Genomic DNA, 19,986 nt, shown 5'->3' with positions numbered 1-19,986 from the left:
AGTTACCATTTTAACAATATTCTTTGTGCAGAAAAACCGGGGCCAAAGCTTAGCACCAACCCCAGATCTCCTGCCTTTGGCTCAGCTTCCATAAAGCGTTCTAAAACATATAAAACTGTAGCGCTCGACATATTCCCGAACAATTTTAAAACCGCCTTAGTATCTTCTATATTCTTACCTAATTTACCAAATAAGTCCTCTACAAGCTGTACAATTTTTTTACCTCCCGGATGAAAAATCAGGTGGTCAACATCATTTATAGTTAGATTGTGTTTTGCCAGAAATGGATGGATAATATCGGGGAAATGACTTTCAATAGTATCAGGAACTGCAACATCCAAAACCATCTGTAAGCCACTGTTTGCCAGTTTAAAACCCATCATCTGCTCCGCATTGTAAAAATGATACATTTCATCAGCTACAATTTTAGGCCCCTTGTCATTAGGGTGGGATGAAAGCAGTGCACATGCCATGCCATCACCAAAAATTGCGGCACTAACTATATTGGCCATCGAAAAATCATTAACCTGAAAAGTAGCCGTCGGAGATTCGTATGCAACTACGGCCGCGCGTTTTCCGGGGTTGGCTTTTAAAAAATTATTGGCATATATCATGCCCGAAACACCAGCTGCACAGCCCATTTCAGTAACAGGTAAACGTATTATATCCTGTTTCAGATTTAACGCATTAATGAGGTAAGCATCAATAGAAGGGATCATAATCCCAGTGCAGCTTACCGTAATTAAGTAGTCGAGATCGGTTGGCAGCCATGCAGCTTTTTCTAACGCTTTTTTGAGGCATTCGGTAGCCAGGTTAATGCCTTCGCTTACATAAATGTTATTCCTTTCCTGAAAAGTCAGATTGCTAAATACCTGTTCCGGCGACATGATGGAGTAGCGCTGATCAACTCCTGCATTTTCAAAAATCTTTTTTACTTTTCTAATAAAACGATCCTCCTGCCCGTTTAGCCACAAATCTAAATAAGGAATAATTTCTTTAGTTTTTCTTGAATACCTGGGTAGCAGCTTGGCAATAGTTTGGATCTTAACGCTCATAAATGGTTTACGTTTTTAATTGAAAGTTGGAATTATCCACTGATAGCGAAATGCCCATTTCCATTTTAAGGTATATTTTTTAAAGTTCAGCTTTCTGGAATAGTATAGGAGATCGTCTTTTTTAAACCCCCTAAGTATCGACACCAAGCCATCATCTTTAGACATTTTATTTAGCCTGAAAACAAAGCATATTGCTAAAAAAAGGTAATAAGCAATAGCGCTTCTGTGTAAATCATTAACAATAATTCCCATCTCTGCCCGGTTCCTAAAGCCATTCATTAGCTTCAGTATTTCCGGATCTTTGAAATGATGAAGTGTTAATGTACAAAGGATAACATCATAACTGCCTGGTTGTTCTATTTCATTAAAAATATCGGCGCATAGGTAGCTTATGTTTGGATAGTTTTTTGATAATTGCCTGGCATGGCCAATGGTATAAGTATTGGCATCAATTCCAACAAGGTTGAATTGCAGGTTGTTTTTTAAAGCATAGTCTGCCAGAACCCTAAGCATATCGCCATTGCCGCAACCCACATCCAAAATACGAATCTCTTTTGGGGCATTATTGCTATAAGCCCTTTCGTTTAATAAAGTTTCTACACCTTGTAAGGTTACTTTGTTGCCGCCCAATAGCCTGTTTATGCTTGCAATCTTATCTAAAGCGTCTTTTAGTATTTCTCCTTTCATAAAGAAATTATCCATTATTTCAGGCTCGTCGCTTCTTTTATCAGTGTTTACAAACATTTAAATTATTGGTTTACCGTGAGTTTTTTTAATGATTTTGGGTAATACAGAAGGAAATTTAATCAATAGATTTAACAATAGGGTAAATAGTATTTCATTTCTTGTAATTGCAGACAGGAGTTTTCCTATGGCTAGTCTGCTTTTGAAATTACGGCTCCATTCTTTTTCATATTTTTCTTCCAATCCGGTTCTGGATAAGATATTGCCATTTAAAAATTGGATGGTTAGCTCTGCACAAATTTTTGCCCCATGAATGGCCATTGCCATGCCATTTCCACATAAAGGATGGATTAAACCAGCTGTGTCGCCAATCATTAAAATATGATTATAAACTGGTTCCTTTTTTTCAAAAGAGATCTGGCTTATTGTTAAGGGCTGATCGAACATAGGAATACAGTTTTCAAATATCTCCTTTAGCCAGGGGTTTTTATAAAGTACTTTATTCTGAAAATCTGGAATGCTCTTGTATGCTTTAAAACTTTCGTAATCGGTTAGGTAACATATGTTTATAAGGTTGTTTTCAACTTTGGAAACCCCGCAATATCCGCCCTTAAAATTGTGAAGCGCAACCAGATCGCTCGGAATATTACCCTTATAATGTGCTTTTACGGCAAGCCATGGCGACTTTTTTTGAATGAATTTACGCTCCAGCTTTTGATCTAATGACGATCTTTTTCCGAAAGCGCCAATTACTATTTTAGCATTATGCAACCCGTTTTTGGCTGTGCTAATGCTAAATGTATCATCTTTAAATTCAATAGAATTTACAGTGTCATTTATAAAGGCTAGGCCGTTTTGCAGGGCCTTTTCTAAAAGGAAATGATCCAGGGTAAACCGGCTGATTCCGAAACCTCCGAGGGGTAATGCTGTGTTTATTATTTTGCCGCTGGCGGATGAAACAAATAACCTGGTAATTTCTGTTGGATTCAACTGAGCCGGATCGGCATCCAGCCATTTCAAATAGGGGAGAACCTCATTGGAAATGTATTCGCCGCAAACCTTATGCTGCGGGTAAAGGTTTTTTTCTATTAACGTAACGCCAAAACCTGCCTTTAGTAAATGTATAGCGCAGGTTAATCCGGCCAGGCCACCACCAATAATAATTATGTTGTTTTCTGAATTCATACCAATTAATGAATATAGTGAATTTATGAGCCGATTACTTTTATTAATCGGCTCATAAATTCACTATATTTGAGCCGATTAACAAAAGTAATCGGCTCATGAAATATAATTGGGAATTACCAGATTGGCCAAATTTTAAGGTGCAGCTTAATAAAACTGAGGCGCTATTGTACGAGTTTGCTTTAAAAACAGGAGAAGTGAATGGCATATTACAAACTTTACCTCAGAACATCCAACAGGAAGCGTTATTGCAGATCATGATTTCTGAAGCAGTAAAAACTTCCGAAATAGAAGGAGAGTTTTTAAGCAGACAAGAAGTTATGTCCTCAATTCGAAATAATCTAGGGCTTAATATTCCATCCGATATTGTGCATGATCGAAGGGCAGCTGGTATAGGTAAACTTATGATTGATGTTCGAAATTCATTTAATAACCCCCTTACTAAAGAAACAATATGGGAATGGCATATTGCATTACTAGGTTCATCGAATAGAATAACGATTGGGGCCTGGCGAAAAGGTGATGAACCGATGCAGGTTATATCTGGTAGGATTGGAAATGAAATAGCGCATTTTGAGGCACCACCTTCTAATCGGGTACCTAATGAAATGGAATACTTTATAGATTGGTTTAATGAAACAGCTCCCGGAGGCTCCCGTGAAATTAACAGTGCGCCTGTTAGATCTGCTATTGCACATTTGTATTTTGAATCAATACATCCACTTGAAGATGGGAATGGAAGGATAGGAAGAGCAATTGCTGAAAAGGCACTTTCTCAAACACTTGGAAGGCCAGTTTTGCTTAGTCTCTCTGAAACTATTGAAATGGATAGACCAGCATACTATGCGGCTTTAAAAAAAGCTCAACAAAATAATGATATTTCAGAATGGGTAAATTATTTTGTTTCCGTAACGCTAACAGCCCAGCTTAAAGCAAAAGCACTAGTGAATTTTACACTACAGAAAACCAGGTTTTTTGATAAATACAAAGAACGATTAAACAGTCGCCAGCATAAAGCTATCATGAAAATGTTAGAAATGGGTATTGAAGGATTTAAAGGCGGGATGACAGCAAAAAAATATATGTCAATTACTAAAACATCAAAAGCCACGGCTACAAGAGATTTACAGGTGCTAAGTGATTTAGAAATTTTAATAGCAAAGGGTAGTGGGCGCAGCGTGCATTATGATTTAAACCTTAAACTCATCTAAAGAGTAAGGCAATTCTTCGCAAATGAAACCATATTTCATTAATATTTTTCGGATAGCAGGTATATAAGAACTGGCACTAACAACCCTCAGAATTTTATCCTCATCCTCTAACGCAAAAGTCCAGTTTTTGGTGCCAAGCAAATTGTCCATTTTACGTCTGATGGTACTTAGATCATTCTTATCCCGTACCGAAGTTTTAAAAATAATTATGTTCATCGCTCTTAGTTGATTGTATTTACAATTATAAAGATGGATGATTTGTGAGTTTAAGAAAAGAGAATTTACAGTGAAACGGACAAAATTGAAGCTGAATTGCAACGGTAAAATTATTTTCTGGAAAGCCAGTCTAAAAACTGAGGTGTTTTTTCTTTGCTTATTGTAATTGTTTCTTTAAATGGAACTAACAGGTTTATAATCAGCTTGCGAGAAAAAAAGTGAGCAGCATCTTTAACTGCTGCCCTGTTTAATAAGCATTGGCGATTTACCCTAAAAAAATCATCACCACAAATACGTTCCAGCTCTTCCATTTTTTTATTTACAGCATACATTTTGTCGTCAAATGTAAACAGGCAGGTTTCCTCATTTTTAATGTAAAACAAAGCAATATGTTCCATCTTTATGGGAATAATCTTGTCTTTATGAGTAACTAAAATAGAAAATGTTTTTTGTGCGGATTTGTTTGCAAACAGATCTAAAATAGCATCGTATGATACGGTTGATGTAGTAAATTCCTTCCGTAAAGTCTGATACTTTTTTAAAGCCTGTTCAACTGTAGATGAGACTATTGGTTTTAAAATATAATCAATACCGGTTGTGCGGAAAGCGTTAAAAGCATATTCATTATATGCAGTGCAAAAAATAATAGGAGCAGTAACTTCAACGGATTTAAAAATATCAAAACTTAATCCATCACCAAGTTGAATATCACTAAAAATAAGATCAGGCATTGCATGAGTTGTAAAATAGAGCTGGGCTTCTTTTACAGATCTTAAACTTGCAACAATCTGAGCATTAGGTTGTAATTTAATAATAAGATCAGCGAGGTCCTCAGCTGTTATTTGTTCATCTTCTATAATTACAATCTTCATGTTTTAATATTTTTAAGGTTACAGAAAAGGTAAAACCATCATCTCTGATGTCAATTTCATCCCCAGACAGGAGGTTATATCTTTCTGCAAGATTAGCCAAACCACTGCCTGTAGAATGTTCGAGGTTTGACTTAAGCTGAATATTGTTTGTTACACTGATCCAGTTACCATTTTGTTTGATATTAATATTGAGCGGAGCTGCATCTGTAAGCTCATTGTGCTTAATTACATTCTCTAAAAGCGGCTGAAGAGAAAAAACAGGAAGTACCATTCCGGGACTTTCTTTCTCCTGTATGTCCAGGTTAAAGCTCAATGCCTCTCCAAATCTTACTTTTTGCATCTCCAGGTAATCAGCACATAATTTCAATTCATCATTAAGCGAAGCTATTCCACTTTTATTACCAGATATGGAGACGCGCAAGAAATCGGACAGGCGCAGTAAATAATCTTCTGCTTTATCAGGGCTCCGTTTAATTAAAGATTTTAATATGTTAAGCGCATTGAACAAAAAATGCGGATGAATCTGTTGAAGAAGTAACTCGTTAGCGGCCTGAGATCTTGCTGCTATTAAACGTGAGTTTTCCAGCTGAACCTGGTTATTAAAATCCTGTACAATAATGAAGTTTAGTAGCAGTAATACGATTCCGTTAATAAAGAATCCTTGTAAACTGAGATATAAGTAAACCACATTACCTCTAACCTTAAAAGCTTCTTGTTTTTCTATAAATCCCTGATAGGTAAAGTATTGTCCAATCCAGTAAATAAGTATTATTACTACTGCACTCATAACAAAACTTGCAAAATAAAACCATTTGGTGCACTTACTTATCGTGGGCGATTTTTCGTCGCTGCAAACAACTAATAAGCCGATATTTAACAAGCATATTAACCCCAGCAGAGCCAGAAAAAACATACATTTAATGAGGGATGTATACAGATCTCCCTCTTGTATAAAAACAGAAAGCAGCAAAAATAAACTAACCGCCACAGAAAAACAGCAGCTTATTTTTATTAAACTTTTAAGAGGAAGTTTCGTTTTCATTTTGTGCAAATATATTCATGATTGTCGAAGAACTTTTATTTTATCAAAAAGGACCTCAGGTTCTCATAGAATTGAGTTTCCACAAAAATGGATAGTAGAAAGCTTGAATTAAAGATGTTTAGTGCCCAAACGGACAAAACCATGCCTGAAGCATACGGTTAGAAATCGTAACACCTGGATGATCTGATTTTTCTCATATCTTTTCGGCCTAAATAAATACCCACAGAAAACTCATGGCTTCCGTAATTGTAGTACTGTAATTTGTTTAAGGAATAATCGTATGAATAGCCTATCCTAAGGTTGTCTGTAGCAAAAAGCTCGAACATCATACCCAGTGCATTCTTTTTAGTAAGGTCTTTTTGCAGGTACTTTTTGTTGTATAAGGGAACTGTAGTTCTGTAAAAACCGCCTATCCATACCTTTTCGTTAAGCAGGAGGAAGGCATTTACATCAAGAGATGTTGGCCCTTTTATATCATCTTTTAATAGCATAACAGGTTTTAAAGCCCATCCATAAGTAATGGGAATTAAAACTCCTGCAGTTAAAAATATGTGCGGTTGCGGAACCGGAACAAGCAGATTGTTGCTATAATTTTTTGCCGCCCAGCTTGCAATAAGATTACTTGCAGAAAGCCCTGCAAAATATTTTTCATTTGAGTAGTAAATACCAGCCCTGGCATCAGGGAAAAACCTTGTTTGCATTCCGGTAGGGATCACCTCATCATCGGGATCTATGCTTGTTAATTTATCTCCATCAAGACCCAGTTGCATAACACCTGCGGCCAAACCAAAAGAAAGTTTTGAATTTTCATCATATCCCAGTTGGATTTTATAAGCATAGTTGGCGTAAGCAGAAAGGTTCTTTTGAGCCCCGATCTTATCATTTGAGGCAATAAATCCGAGACCAACATTTCCATCGTCAATTGTGCCATCTACAGCTACCGAAACCGTTGTAGGAGCTCCTCTTACGCCTACCCATTGTGCGCGGTAAAAAGCTTGCACGTAAACTTCTTTTTTGTAGCCTGTATATGCAGGATTAATGTGAATAGTATTGAAAATGTACTGCGTAAATTGGCTGTCTTGCTGTGCACTTGAGCTACATACAATTCCAATAGATGCCAGAAATAAAAGTATGATTCTTTTCATCATTGTTTGCCCCTTAATAAAGTGATATAGCCTTTATAGATTTCCCATTTACTGCCAATTTTTAGCCTTAATACATAGAAGTAAGTGCCTTCATTAAGCCCTCGGCCGGTCCATTCATTGTTATAGCCTTTTTTGAAGTATACAGTTCCTCCCCATCTGTTCAGGATAGTGATTTCATTCTCAAATGATTGTACGCCAGGTATTTCGAATGTTTCGTTTTTGTTGTCTCCATTAGGGGTAAACACATTTGGGATAATAATACCAGCTACCGAAGTGCTGGCTGTTGATACATTGTTGGCAAGATTTGGATCTTTCTGATCAGCCGAAACTTTTGCTGTATTGTAAATAACACCAGCCTTAAGTGCCTTGGTCTTTATCCTTAAATCGGCAGATTCACCATTTTCAAGCTTGTCTATTTCCCATAAAACAGTTCTGTCTGCAAAGCGATATCTTGCATTGCTGCCGGCACTAGGAGTTAGTTCTTGATATTCAACCTCTGGCGGTAATTCATCAGTAACCTTAATGTTGGTTGCCTTATCTGCTCCATTATTTTTTACTTGAATAGTATAATCGAATGAGTCGTTAAGGGATAAAGCCCTGTTTTCTGATGTTTTGGTAACCATCATGTCGGCGCTTAGAATAATAGGAGGGCCGCCTCCAACTACAATAACTGCTTCTGAAATATCAGAAGCACAACCTTCGGTGTTATATGATATTACAGTGTAAGTGCCAGCCACAAATACCGTAAATTCCTGACCAATGGCACCACTTATAATTTGATTGTCTTTGAGCCATTGATAGGTTGATGCATTAAAAGAATTTGCCCGCAACTTTAAAGAAGCCCCCTGAGGAAGATTCACCGTTTGCGAACCAGAAGATTGCGCAAAGGATGCCGTTGCACTAAGCAACAGCATACTTGACACAAAACTTATTTTTCTGTTAAACATGAAATAGATTATTTAAATAACCTTTAACTTTAAATCAATTAAAAGTTGGCCTGTCCCACATTACCTACAGTAATTGTTGGTGTGGTTGGTCTTGGTAGAACATTTACAGTATGCTCTATGCTTTGAGGACAATATTTCAAGCTGTTGATCTCATAAGCAGTCTTTAATCTGTATGTTGCAGTTATGCTTGTAGTTCCAGTATTTAAAATAGTTGGATTAAATGTTGCACTTGTTGCCCCACTTATTATTGTCTCAGTTGTTCCTGAAACAGTATACCATTGATATACAAGTGTTGAACCTGTAGGTGCAGCAGGTGTCACGGAGGCTGTAAAAATTGTTGAAGCTGCATTTTCTGTACAGTAATCCGCTGAAGTGAATGTAGGAACTAATGTAGGTAATACATAAACTGCGATAGTTTGAATATCAGATTCACAAGCTCCTGCAGCAGTACTCTTATTAGTGATTAGGTAGTAACCCGTTTTTACATCAGCAGCGGCTATCTGATTAGTCGCGGGATCTATCGTTAATGTAGTAGGAGAAGAGGGGGTAGCGGATGTAGCATCATATTTAACAATCCATTGATTTGAGCTTCCTGGTGAGCCTAAAGTTAGAGGAGCACCCTCGCAAACTATTTGGACATCTGTAGTGGCTAATGTTACTTGGCCAACTGATTTAAATGAATTGCCGAATAGTACCACTATGGTAGCTATTGCAAGTTTTGTAATGATTCTTTTCATGTTTTTTTAAAATTAATATTGAGAATTTGTTGTGAAATTTAAATGTGGTGTCGGTGGTCTTTCGAGAATGGTAACAGTTGCACTTCCTGTTTGGGTATTGCTACATTGCGTTGAACTTGCATCCATTACGCTTAGAAGATTATATGTAAATGTTCCTTGAGAAATAGTTGAAATAGGAATTGAAACTGTATCGTCCCCTATAGCAGTAGTAATAGTTTTGCTATTTCCTCCGTTAATATTATAGGTGAAAGTATATGGGCTGGTGCCATTTGAGCCTGTAAAAGTTATTGCTTGGGCTGCAGTTCCCTGACAAACTGTTGCCGTTCCTGATATGGTTGCGTTTGGTAATGGATTGACGGTTATTACCAATACAGCTGCTGAAGAACATCCAGCATTTGTTACTGTGTAAGTAATAGTAGTTTCACCTTTGGCAATTCCCATCACAACACCGCTTGAATTGATTGAGGCTTTAGTATTGTCACTACTTGCCCATGTCCCACCACTTATTAAATTAGATAATGTGATTGTTTGATTCACACATAATGACGTATTTCCGTTAATCATTCCAGGATCTGGTAATGCATTAACAGTTATGTTTTTACTATCTGAATTAGTACACCCTGTTATTGGGTCTGTAACAGTGTATGTTATGATTGCTGATCCTATAGCAATTCCTGTTACAAAGCCACTGGAATTTACTGATGCTTTTGTAATATCGCTGCTTGTCCATATTCCACCTGATGCTGAATTTGAAAGTAAAGTTGTTCGGGATACGCAAACACTTGAATTTCCCAAAATAGTTCCAACCGTAGGCAATGGATTAACTGTAATAGTTACTGGAATTCTTTCAGAACTAGTTGTTGTACAGCCTTGCCTGACTGATTGGACATAATAAGTGTAAGTTCCTTGTGGCAATGAATTCCTTACAAAGGATCCACCTGTATATAATAGGTTTCCCCCGGAAATTGCATCATACCATTTATAATCGGTGCAGGATTGGGGAATATTGATAGATAAGGTAGTATTTTGACCAACACAAATTGATTTGGAAGTTATGGATATGCCATCAATTAATATAGATGGTTTTGGAACAATTCTTTTAATATCATAGACATAAGCTGATGTTAAGGCCCCGACTAAACCGCCCGCTTGAACAGAAATTCTATCAAAGGAAGAATTAACTGCATAAGTGAATTGATAAATATGGTTTGTTGCATCCAATAAACGAATTCCTAAAAGGCTTGAGCTAGCTGGCATGGTTGCTACAGCTGTATTCCCATTGTATGCAACAACAGAGAGCTTTGAAAAGACATTTGCATCCAGGAGTGGAACACCTGGAACACTTAATAATACACTTATTGAATCTCCTGGGACAGAAGGCGAGGAGAATAAGGTTGTTAAATGTACATAGCCAGCAACTCCAACATTTTGTCGAATTTCGGCGTAACTAGTTAAATCGCCATCAATTGCGTTGTTTGGCGTTATTACACCGTTTAACGCACCTAGTACTCCACTAGTCGTACCTGTTATTAAATCTTCAATAGTGTTACAATTGATGCCGGCAGTTTGGGGCTTATTAACGTAGGCAGCATAAATATTCATAGAACCAGATGATAGTAATGCTCCAATAATTGTAACTTGTACTGCGTCATATGTCGCACCAGGGTCAGGAATTACTATATCGGCTATATTTGATCCTGATAAAAGATTTAGAAGTGCTCCAGATGATAAGGTAACCTTTGTTCCGCTTGGAGATGCTCCATTATATGCTTGAATTTCAACCGTTACAGCTAATAAACTTAAGCTTACACTACTTGCTAATTTTACATGTATAGCTTCTGAATTTGTGAAAGTTTGACCAAATGAAAGTTTTTGGTAACGAGTAATTCCTAAAGAAGGAATTGCTATAGTACTAAAATCATTAAGATTATTTCCAACAGCAAATGAAGGATTAGTTACATCATTATTGTCTCCTAAGCCTAGAAAAGTGCCTGTTACATTGCTATTATTCTCGCTGTTTGCATATTTCCTTTCGTATCCAAAACATTGCCCCTTCACATTACTTCCAAAAACCATTAACATCACTGTAACCAGTAGTGTTAAAAGTGGAATATATGAGCGACAGATCTTCAAGGTATGAGCGGTAAATCAGTTTAACCTATACTATCTGTGAATAATTTTTAGGACAAAAAATTATCTGCATGTATAGTATAGCAAACTTATTACTGTTCTTTCAATGATTTTTGTTCATTATGTTCAGTTTAACGAAAGACATGATCGCTAAATGACTGATTGAAATTAAAGACTTTATGGAGTTTTTACTTTTAAATTATTGTATTTCAGTTTGTTTGAAATCTTTATTGATTTTGTTCATTTTGTTCAATACTATGCCTTAAACAAAATAGTTTCTGCCAGCATATTCTGTTAATCAATTTTCTTCCTAAACAATACTAGGGGGAGGGAATTTTCGTTCAAAAATCTAAATCTGCGAATCAATGCAAACAGTGAACTTTACAACAATTTTCGGGTTACAATCAAGCGATAACTTTTTCTTAATCGAAAGTTAATATCTATAACAGGTTGTTTAGTTTATTGGACAGGATTTATTGTTTTTTGCAGCAATTTGCATTAATCTTCTCTGCCTAAAACAGAGAAGGTTAGTTAAGATTTTAAACCACCTCAATAACTCCTAAATATTCGTTAGTTGAAGCTATTTTTCTAATTTTAAAATTGTTGCTTTGGATAGCATAAGCTCAGGTATGAACTATAAGCTAATAAGGTCTGGTCCTCACATGTAGAAACACTAATCTTGTGAACAATTATTGCTAGTTCTTACTTTAATGATGCTAAGGTAGCTTTGATGGTCTTCTCTAAAGCAATTTGGATTGATTCTTTGAATGCTAAGAAATTAGTTTGGCGTGTTTCTTCGGATTCACTCTCTTTAAGGGATCTTTTTCCAGTTTTTACTTCCTGCAATTCGTTGTTGTATAGATCGGCAAATGTTTCTGGTTCTTTGTTTTTTAGAATCCTTACAGTGTGCGAGTATTGCTCATAAATATCAATTAAAATAGCTAAATTCTTTTGGTCATAAATGTTTATGCCAACTATTTTTGTTGATAGCTTTTCAAGCTTACTTCTTTCTTTTGCGTAACCCATAATGGCTGCAATATACCAGTTCTGGTTCGGAACTATGCTATAGGTCAAAATGTTTATCAAACAGATGTTCGATTTTTAAGATTGAGATTCGCCCTTTTCTACCCGGACAAACCTTTTCAAAAAACTGAGGAGCATAATAGTCCAGTTTTTTTATCTCGTTTTTTGTAATCAGATACAAATTAATTCCTCCTCCATCATAAATATAATTTCCGGTTCTGTTGCCTTGACTATCAATACATGCATGACCATCAGCAGAATCGTCGGCTAATTGCCAGGGGGGGTCTTTGCCAATGTTTTTCCAAAGATTAAGCAGTTTTTTAGGACTAAAATAAATAGGTTGGAAATACATATTTACGTCAATTGGCACTAAATTTACCATGACAGAATTCCTGTGCCGAATTTTTAACCCTATAGAACGTGGAAGTTTAATTCTCTTATCCAATTTGGGTAAGGCTTTATATGTATATGCTGTTATGGTGTCCGCTTTTTTACTTAAAATATAATAGGGTGACTGTGGAAACCAATTCGATGATTGCTGAAAAATAATTGTGCTATCGGCATTTGCCTGAAGAAATAATTGTAGCGCATTTGGTTTATCTTCTTTTTGTGCGAATGTTACAAAACAAGTTGAGCATAGAAGGACTACGAATAATAGGGATCTGAGATTCATTGCGTGCATCAATAAAGTTAAAGAAACACATTTTTATGGTAAAAGGGAACTTTTGCGTAACCCATAATGGTTGCAATATACCAGTTCTGCTTTAGAATTATGCTATGGCTGATACTGAGTGGTTGAACTTATAACAAAAACTCGTGGATATTCTCTGGAGTAATTATTTTAGTTTCTGTATCCTTATAAGCGTCTAAGAATGTTTTAGGGAATTTATTTTTAGTTTTTACATTCCACTTTATTTCATAAGCTTTCATTAAACCATTGCGCTCCTCGATGTAATCGATTTCTTGTTGTGCGTGTGTGCGCCAAAAGTACTGATTGTAACTAATTTGCTCGTAAGCAAGAAGCTTAACACGTTCACTAACTATGAAGTTTTCCCAAAGAGCACCTATATCCTGACGTAATAGAGCGGGGCTAAATTGATTAATGACAGCATTTCTAAGGCCATTGTCATAAAAATAAAATTTACGGCTCTTCTTTAGTTCATTGCGCAAATTACGACTTAATGAGCTTAGTCTAAATACAATAAAAGATTTCTCTAAAAGGTCTATGTATTTTTCTGTAGTTTGGTTATCCAACCCTACTATTTGGCCTAATTCATTATAGGAAACTTCGCTACCAATCTGAAAAGCAAGTGCCTGCACTAGTTTTTCCATTTTATCAGGCTTTTGGATTCTTTCCCATGTAAGAATGTCTTTATAAAGGTAGCTGCTTGAGAGTTGTTTTAAGCGCAATTCCTCTTCCCCTGGATTGTTAACAATTTCTGGATAATATCCATAGATTAGTCTATGGTTTAGTAAGCGTTTTTCTTCAAGAAGACCATGATCGTTAACCATTTCAGAGAAAGAAAATGGATATAAATTGTATTCCCATTTACGACCGGTTAAAGGCTCATTAATGCTATTTGCAAGCTCAAATGCAGAAGAACCGGTAGCAATTACTTTTACCTCTTTAATTTGATCAATAATTAGTTTTATACAGAGGCCAATGTTTTCTATTCGCTGAGCTTCATCAATAACCAGTGTCTTTGCTTTTCCAATTAAAGATCTCAAGATACTCGATGTCGGATTAGCTAATAATGTACGAATATCTGCATCATCGCCATTCCACCACAATACATCCGATTTAAAATCAGAAGATAGTTGCTGCAATAAAGTACTCTTACCTACCTGGCGGGGACCAAGTAATATGATGGCCTTTTCATCACTTAAGCGATGTTTGATTGATGCTGTTATTGCTCTTAAAATCATTATATTTGCGATTGTATTCGCAAATATAATATAAATTTTGCGATTGTATTCGCAATTTTAATTTTTAGAAAAGAATCTAGATAGAGATAATGTCGGCAATTTGACAATTGAATCTCAAGAGTTTAAAATTCTCTGTTTATCTTTGAGCCCTAATATTTTACCTATGAAAAGTGCTAAATTATTAACCCTCAATATACTGTTACTCTTTAGTTTGTTAACTGCAACAGTAGTAGCGCAAACTGGTGATAAAAGTGATCCTTCACCTTTAAAATTTCCAATTCCAAAAGGAATTTCCAATCAGCTTTTTTATCTGCAGAGAGATCCGAATACTAACACGATTATTTGCGAATTAAACGCAGATAAGAATGGGGAAGTGGATAGAAAGGAGCCTATTCTTATATACTGGATCCGCTATGGCGATGATGGGGAGAAAAAAGACTTAAATTATATTCAAAGGAAATTTGCTTATGGAATTGTGTCTAAAGAGATAGGCAAAGATCATTATGAACTTAGGTTTGTTTCGCATAAAAAACTGCCAATGTATTTGCTTAGGTCTGAGCAGGACAAGAAGTTCCATGTTTATGTAACGGTTAACAATAAAAAGATTCAGCTTGACAGGATTTTTGTGAGAATTGAAGGTGGTTCTTTTTGGTTGCCTAATGTTAAATATGTGGAACTAAAAGGTGTAAATACTGAAAATAATACGGCTGTTTTAGAAAGAATTAAAGTTTAAAGAGCATTGTTAGCTGCTCTTTAAACTGTATTTTCCTACTTCCGATCCGTCATCTTTAAGCATAACCAGATCCAGCGTTTTATTGTTGGCTTTTACTTTAATAAGTGTACGTTTGCCTTCCTGTGGTCCGCCCCCTATAATAACAGGGTAAGGGTGCTCTGCAGATGGCGGCCAAACTCCATATGTATGTGTATGGCCTGAAATTACGATATCAACTTTATGTTTTTTAAACAATGGATCAAAGAGTTCCCTGCAATGCATCGGACCATGCCAGTCGCCTGAATGGTATAGCGGAATATGCATCATAACCACGCGGAACTTTGCCTTCTTATAAGCACTTGATTTCATGACTTCTTCTAACCATTTTGCCTGTTCTCTGCGGTAGCCATCAAAGTCTACAATCCCGGCATAAACAGGATGATCGTCCGGCTTATCCTCTCCAGTATCTAAAACTATATTGAAAACAGGCCCCCATTGGTAGGCAAAATATCCTTTGTCGTCTTTTGTAGAGAAGTAGTCTTTGAGTTCGCGAGAAAACTTGCCTCTGGTTTCGTGGTTCCCGCGAACAAACATGAACGGTTTTGTACTTGCAAATACATCCGTAGATGGATTGAGCATATGATCAATGATCTGTTGCTCATCTTTCTGGAAATCGAAAATATCACCATTAAAAAACACGTAATCGTAATCGTCACGGTTTAATTTTAGTAAATGTGGTATCGATGTCGGGCGATCATGAATATCGTTCAGTATGAGCCACGAAACTGCTTCAGGATTAACTTTTGGTGTTTTAAAGGAATAGGTTTCACTAGAAATTGTTTCGCCATATTTTAAAGAATAGGGCTGGAAATCGGTAATTTCTTTAGATAATACGCGGTAACTGTACTGAGTGTCGGGTTTTAAATCCTTTAACCTAACAAAGTTTACCCTGTTGTGGGCGTCCACCAAACCATCGGTTACATGGTGCGCCTTTGAGTTCAGATCTTTTCCTTCGCCATATTCAATCCAGCTGTAGCAGAGCTTATTGGTAACCCATCTTATGGTCATGCCGTCTGCTGAGGGTAATTGCAGATAGGGCTTTGTTAAAAAAATATGCCCGTCTTCTGGTACCGCGGTGAAGGATTTAAGCACTTCGGCAGAACTGCTGCCGGGCAAAAAGGCTGCTAATGAGCCTAATATTCCTACTTTTGATACATTGCCCAGAAACTGACGGCGTGGTAATGCATTAATTTCTTTTTTCATAATAATAGGGGGGTATTTTGAAGCCAAGTTACTAAATTGGAATATTTCTGCTTTGTAACATAATTGTATTTTTTAGAGAAAAGTTGGTCCAAAAAACAGGGTGTATCATGATTATATGATACACCCCATAATATTATTGTTTTATGCCTTTATTAGTTGTCTAAAAGGGCAGCTGCAGCATCATCTAAAAACCATGTTACGCTACCATCGACAGGGTTGATTAGTTGTGAAGGATACAATTTTGTATTCTTTTTTGGCGCTTCGATAACGTGTTTTACAGCTTGTGCTTTCGACTCGCCAAAAACAAGGAATGCAATGTTTTTAGCCTTGTTTATTAACGGTGCAGTGAAGCTGATTCTGTAGGTTGATAATTTTTCTACAAATACTGAATCTATTTCTACTTCCTTATTATCAAGGATAGATGTTCCGGGGAATAATGATGCAGTATGTGCGTCATCGCCCATTCCTAGCAGAATAAGATCAAATATGATATCTGCACCATTAAAGTGTGCAGTTATCGCTTTATTATACTCAATTGCGGCCTTTTCAGGAGCAAGTGTAGTATCTACATAAAATATATGATCTTCAGCAATATTTAAAGGATCAAGTATTGCTCTTTTAGCCATTAAGCCGTTATAGCTTTCGTGATTAGGCAAAACGTTGCGCTCATCGCCAAAGAAGAAATATACTTTAGACCAATCAATTTTATCGCGATAAGTGGTAGCTAGTAATTCATATAAAGCTTTAGGTGAGTTTCCTCCAGTTAGTACAAAATTAAAGCAGCCATTTTCTGCAATTGACTGATTGGCTATAGTTACTATGTATTCTATCAGATCCTCAAATAATTCGCTTTGAGTTTTATAAATTAATAAATTCATTATTCTTTATTTAATGGTAAAGCAAACCAGTGGAAACCATCTCTTGCAATCAGCGCTTCGGCGTCTTCTGGTCCCCATGAATCTGCAGTATAGTTAGGGAAGCTTAAAGATTTTTTGCTTTCCCATGCATTAATAACCGGCATTAATAATTCCCATGCAGCCTCTACCTGATCGGCACGCATAAACTGGGTTTGGTCGCCCGTCATAACGTCTAATAAGAGCGTTTCGTAAGCCTCTGGTGTATCTGAACTATAGGTTCCTTTGTAATCAAATACCATATCAACAGGGTTCAATACCATGTCTAATCCCGGTCTTTTGCCTTGTACCTGTAAACGGATACTCATTTCGGGCTGGATACTGATGATCAGTCTGTTTTGTTGCCAGTGCTCAGTTACTCCCGAAGGGAAAATATGATGTGGTACATCTTTAAACTGTATGGTAATTAATGAAGATGTTTGGAATAAGCGTTTTCCTGTACGTACGTAAAAAGGAATTCCCTGCCATCTCCAGTTATCTACAAAGAACTTAATTGCAGCAAAAGTTTCGGTATTTGAATTAGGATCTACACCTGTTTCATGTCTGTATCCCGGCACTTCTTTACCTTCTACCCAGCCTTTGGTATACTGACCTCTAACTGTGCTGAAACGAATATCTTCAGGACTAAACGGACGCATTGCTTTTAATACATCAACCTTTTTATTCCTGATCTCATCTGCATCAAAATTTATCGGTGTTTCCATACCAATTAAACATAGCAATTGAAGCAAATGGTTCTGGATCATGTCTCTTAATGCACCAGCACTTTCATAATAACCACCTCTATCGCCAACGCCAAGCTGCTCGGTTACAGAAATCTGGATATGATCAATATAAGTACGGTTCCATAGTGGCTCAAGGAATGAGTTGGCAAAACGGAAGGCCATTATGTTCTGCACCGTTTCTTTACCCAGATAATGGTCTATACGATAGATCTGTTTCTCGGTAAATATGCCGGTTAAAATGCAGTTTAATTCTTTAGCAGTTTCAAGATCTCTTCCAAATGGTTTTTCTATTACAATGCGGCAGTTGTCTTCATTTCCTGCCAATCCATAATCTGATAAGCATTTAGCAATAAGCGGGAACAAGTTTGGCGCCACGGCCAGGTAGTAAATTACCTGTGTTTTAGGTCCAAATTCTTTTTGAAGTTTTTCTATGCTTTTTTTAAGCAGGCCAAAGCTTTCTGGTGTTTCAACATCAACAGAATTATAAATAACATTTTCTGCAAATTTGTTCCACTTTTCCTGCTTTACTTTTCCTGATCTTGAGAATTGGTTTACACCATCCATTAGGTTCTCTCTGAATTTTTCATCAGTAAGTGGTCTGCGGGCAGTTCCAATGATGGCATATTTTTCAGGCATATAGCCGTCAGCGTATAAGTTATAAAGAGCGGGCGCAAGTTTGCGCAGATTTAAGTCACCGGTACCTCCAAATATTACTACTATGGTTGGGTTAACGTTGAGGCTAGTTTTCATTAGAATGTTATTATATCAATGTTGGGTTTGATTTATTAATTGTTTTCGTTCCAATCAGCATGGAAAATACCTTCTTCATCAATGCGCTCAAAAGTATGTGCGCCAAAGAAGTCTCTCTGTGCCTGGGTTAAGTTTAATGGAGATTTATCTGTTCTAAGAGAATCGTAATAAGTAAGTGCCGAAGCGAAGCAAGGAATTGCCAGACCATTAGCTAAGGCTGTAATTACAATGTTTCTTGTACCTGGGATAATTTCTTTTAACTGATTCTGGATGCTCTCGTCTGAATACAGGTGTGGCAACTCTGGCTGTTTTTTGTAAGCCTGATAAATATCTTCAAGTAATACCGCACGGATAATACATCCACCACGCCAGATTTGAGAGATCTCTTTAAGGTTTAGTTCATATTTAAACTCAGCAGAAGCTTGCTCTAGCAAATGAAGTCCTTGTGCGTATGAAGTAATCATGGCAAAGTAAAGCGCTTGCTCTAATTGTACTTCAAATGCTGCTGCGTCTTCAACTTTAATTTGCTCTTGAGGTAATGCCTTTGACAATGCAATACGCAATGCTTTGAATTTTGAAAGATCACGGGCACTTACAGATTCGTTTATTGTTGGGATAGGCAATTGCAAGTCCATAGATACCTGCGAAGTCCATTTTCCGGTACCTTTTGATTTTGCTTCATCTTTAATCACATCTATCAGAAAGGCTCCTGTCTTTTTGTCTTTAACTTTAAAAATGTCGCGGGTTACTTCAAGTAAGAAGGATTTTAACCTGCCATTGTTCCATTTCTCGAATGTGCTGTAGATCTGCTCGTTGCTGTAACCAAGTACATTTTTTAACAGCTCATAAGTTTCGGCAAGAATCTGCATCATTGAGTATTCAATACCATTGTGAACCATTTTTACAAAGTGGCCTGATGCACCGGGGCCTATGTATGCTACGCAAGGATCGCCGTTAACCTTTGCTGAAACAGCTTCTAGGATTGGTTTTACCGCATTATAAGCAGTTTTATCGCCACCTGGCATCATGCTAGGTCCGAAACGGGCACCTTCCTCTCCTCCTGATATTCCCATTCCGAAGAAGTGAATTCCTTGGTCTGAAAGTTCAATTGCTCTTCTGCTGGTGTCTGTAAAGTGAGAGTTCCCGCTATCAATAATCATATCTCCTTTATCAAGCAGGGGAACAAGTTCCTGAATTACGCTGTCAACAATTTTACCAGCAGGTACTAAAAGCATAATTCTTCTTGGAAGCTCAAGACTTTGTATAAAATCCTCTAATGATTCAAATCCTTTTAAGTTATGGGCTTTGCCATCTTCCTCAAGTTTTTTAAGCATGCGGGCATCCTTATCATAACCTGTAACCTGAAAGCCATTATCGGCCATGTTAAGCAATAAATTACGGCCCATGGTTCCGAGGCCGATCATTCCTAAAGTGTATTTATTCTTCATT

The 19,986-nt window shown here is 36.9% G+C and carries 19 protein-coding genes; 2 read left to right on the top strand and 17 right to left on the bottom strand.

What is annotated here, in order from left to right; translation table 11 throughout:
• Positions 1 to 2: 2 nt before the first annotated feature.
• From CPT03_RS10165 to CPT03_RS10155, 3 genes are read right to left on the bottom strand one after another with little or no spacing between them, the layout of a single operon-like run.
• Complete coding sequence (locus CPT03_RS10165; protein ID WP_099438749.1) at positions 3 to 1,055, bottom strand: type III polyketide synthase; 1,053 nt, start codon at positions 1,053 to 1,055, stop codon at positions 3 to 5.
• A 15-nt stretch (positions 1,056 to 1,070) separates the two neighbouring features.
• Positions 1,071 to 1,799: a methyltransferase domain-containing protein gene (locus tag CPT03_RS10160; RefSeq protein WP_099438748.1), complete on the bottom strand. Its 729-nt coding sequence runs from the start codon at positions 1,797 to 1,799 to the stop codon at positions 1,071 to 1,073.
• On the bottom strand, positions 1,800 to 2,924 hold the full coding sequence (locus CPT03_RS10155) for an NAD(P)/FAD-dependent oxidoreductase (protein ID WP_099438747.1): 1,125 nt from the start codon (positions 2,922 to 2,924) through the stop codon (positions 1,800 to 1,802). It abuts the gene before it with no gap.
• Positions 2,925 to 3,022: 98 nt separating this feature from the next.
• Between CPT03_RS10155 and CPT03_RS10150 the strand changes: the two genes are divergently transcribed.
• Positions 3,023 to 4,135 (top strand): Fic family protein, encoded by a 1,113-nt coding sequence (locus tag CPT03_RS10150; RefSeq protein ID WP_099438746.1) that lies wholly within the window; start codon positions 3,023 to 3,025, stop codon positions 4,133 to 4,135.
• Here CPT03_RS10150 and CPT03_RS10145 read toward each other — a convergent pair.
• The 10 genes from CPT03_RS10145 to CPT03_RS10100 form a co-directional block, all read right to left on the bottom strand.
• Complete coding sequence (locus CPT03_RS10145) at positions 4,115 to 4,351, bottom strand: hypothetical protein (RefSeq protein ID WP_099438745.1); 237 nt, start codon at positions 4,349 to 4,351, stop codon at positions 4,115 to 4,117. The two genes, CPT03_RS10150 and CPT03_RS10145, sit on opposite strands and share 21 nt — an antisense overlap.
• Before the next feature lie 110 nt (positions 4,352 to 4,461).
• Entirely contained in the window at positions 4,462 to 5,223 is a 762-nt protein-coding gene (locus tag CPT03_RS10140) for a LytR/AlgR family response regulator transcription factor (RefSeq protein ID WP_099438744.1), read from the bottom strand.
• Complete coding sequence (locus CPT03_RS10135; RefSeq protein ID WP_157766404.1) at positions 5,198 to 6,010, bottom strand: sensor histidine kinase; 813 nt, start codon at positions 6,008 to 6,010, stop codon at positions 5,198 to 5,200. The genes CPT03_RS10140 and CPT03_RS10135 overlap by 26 nt, the downstream gene beginning before the upstream one ends.
• 413 nt (positions 6,011 to 6,423) lie before the next feature.
• A complete protein-coding gene (locus CPT03_RS10130; protein WP_099438742.1) occupies positions 6,424 to 7,413 on the bottom strand; it encodes a type IX secretion system membrane protein PorP/SprF in 990 nt (329 codons plus the stop codon).
• Positions 7,410 to 8,357: a gliding motility-associated C-terminal domain-containing protein gene (locus CPT03_RS10125; RefSeq protein ID WP_099438741.1), complete on the bottom strand. Its 948-nt coding sequence runs from the start codon at positions 8,355 to 8,357 to the stop codon at positions 7,410 to 7,412. The genes CPT03_RS10130 and CPT03_RS10125 overlap by 4 nt, the downstream gene beginning before the upstream one ends.
• A gap of 38 nt (positions 8,358 to 8,395) precedes the next feature.
• A complete protein-coding gene (locus CPT03_RS10120) occupies positions 8,396 to 9,094 on the bottom strand; it encodes a hypothetical protein (RefSeq protein ID WP_099438740.1) in 699 nt (232 codons plus the stop codon).
• 12 nt (positions 9,095 to 9,106) lie between these two features.
• Complete coding sequence (locus tag CPT03_RS10115) at positions 9,107 to 11,170, bottom strand: Ig-like domain-containing protein (protein WP_099438739.1); 2,064 nt, start codon at positions 11,168 to 11,170, stop codon at positions 9,107 to 9,109.
• A 756-nt stretch (positions 11,171 to 11,926) separates the two neighbouring features.
• On the bottom strand, positions 11,927 to 12,298 hold the full coding sequence (locus tag CPT03_RS10110) for a hypothetical protein (RefSeq protein WP_245870019.1): 372 nt from the start codon (positions 12,296 to 12,298) through the stop codon (positions 11,927 to 11,929).
• Positions 12,288 to 12,929 (bottom strand): hypothetical protein, encoded by a 642-nt coding sequence (locus tag CPT03_RS10105; RefSeq protein WP_099438738.1) that lies wholly within the window; start codon positions 12,927 to 12,929, stop codon positions 12,288 to 12,290. The genes CPT03_RS10110 and CPT03_RS10105 overlap by 11 nt, the downstream gene beginning before the upstream one ends.
• 119 nt (positions 12,930 to 13,048) lie before the next feature.
• Positions 13,049 to 14,173: an ATP-binding protein gene (locus tag CPT03_RS10100; protein WP_099438737.1), complete on the bottom strand. Its 1,125-nt coding sequence runs from the start codon at positions 14,171 to 14,173 to the stop codon at positions 13,049 to 13,051.
• Between the two features lie 163 nt (positions 14,174 to 14,336).
• Between CPT03_RS10100 and CPT03_RS10095 the strand changes: the two genes are divergently transcribed.
• Complete coding sequence (locus CPT03_RS10095) at positions 14,337 to 14,906, top strand: DUF4833 domain-containing protein (RefSeq protein ID WP_099438736.1); 570 nt, start codon at positions 14,337 to 14,339, stop codon at positions 14,904 to 14,906.
• 9 nt (positions 14,907 to 14,915) lie between these two features.
• Here the strand turns inward: CPT03_RS10095 and CPT03_RS10090 are convergent, their stop codons facing one another.
• The 4 genes from CPT03_RS10090 to gndA all read right to left on the bottom strand — a co-directional run bounded on the left by CPT03_RS10090 (position 14,916) and on the right by gndA (position 19,985).
• A complete protein-coding gene (locus tag CPT03_RS10090; protein ID WP_099438735.1) occupies positions 14,916 to 16,148 on the bottom strand; it encodes a purple acid phosphatase family protein in 1,233 nt (410 codons plus the stop codon).
• A gap of 152 nt (positions 16,149 to 16,300) precedes the next feature.
• Positions 16,301 to 17,026: a 6-phosphogluconolactonase gene (pgl, locus tag CPT03_RS10085; RefSeq protein ID WP_099438734.1), complete on the bottom strand. Its 726-nt coding sequence runs from the start codon at positions 17,024 to 17,026 to the stop codon at positions 16,301 to 16,303.
• The gene (zwf, locus tag CPT03_RS10080; protein WP_099438733.1) at positions 17,026 to 18,537 is read right to left on the bottom strand and encodes a glucose-6-phosphate dehydrogenase; all 1,512 of its coding nucleotides are present in this window, start codon (positions 18,535 to 18,537) and stop codon (positions 17,026 to 17,028) included. The genes pgl and zwf overlap by 1 nt, the downstream gene beginning before the upstream one ends.
• A 35-nt stretch (positions 18,538 to 18,572) precedes the next feature.
• Positions 18,573 to 19,985, bottom strand: a complete 1,413-nt coding sequence (gene gndA, locus CPT03_RS10075) for an NADP-dependent phosphogluconate dehydrogenase (RefSeq protein WP_099438732.1) — start codon at positions 19,983 to 19,985, stop codon at positions 18,573 to 18,575.
• Between the last annotated feature and the right edge of the window lies 1 nt (position 19,986).

The organism is Pedobacter ginsengisoli, assembly GCF_002736205.1.
Lineage (GTDB): Bacteria > Bacteroidota > Bacteroidia > Sphingobacteriales > Sphingobacteriaceae > Pedobacter > Pedobacter ginsengisoli_A.
Note: the sequence above shows the minus strand (reverse complement) of the source record. Positions and strands in the feature narration are given on the sequence as shown.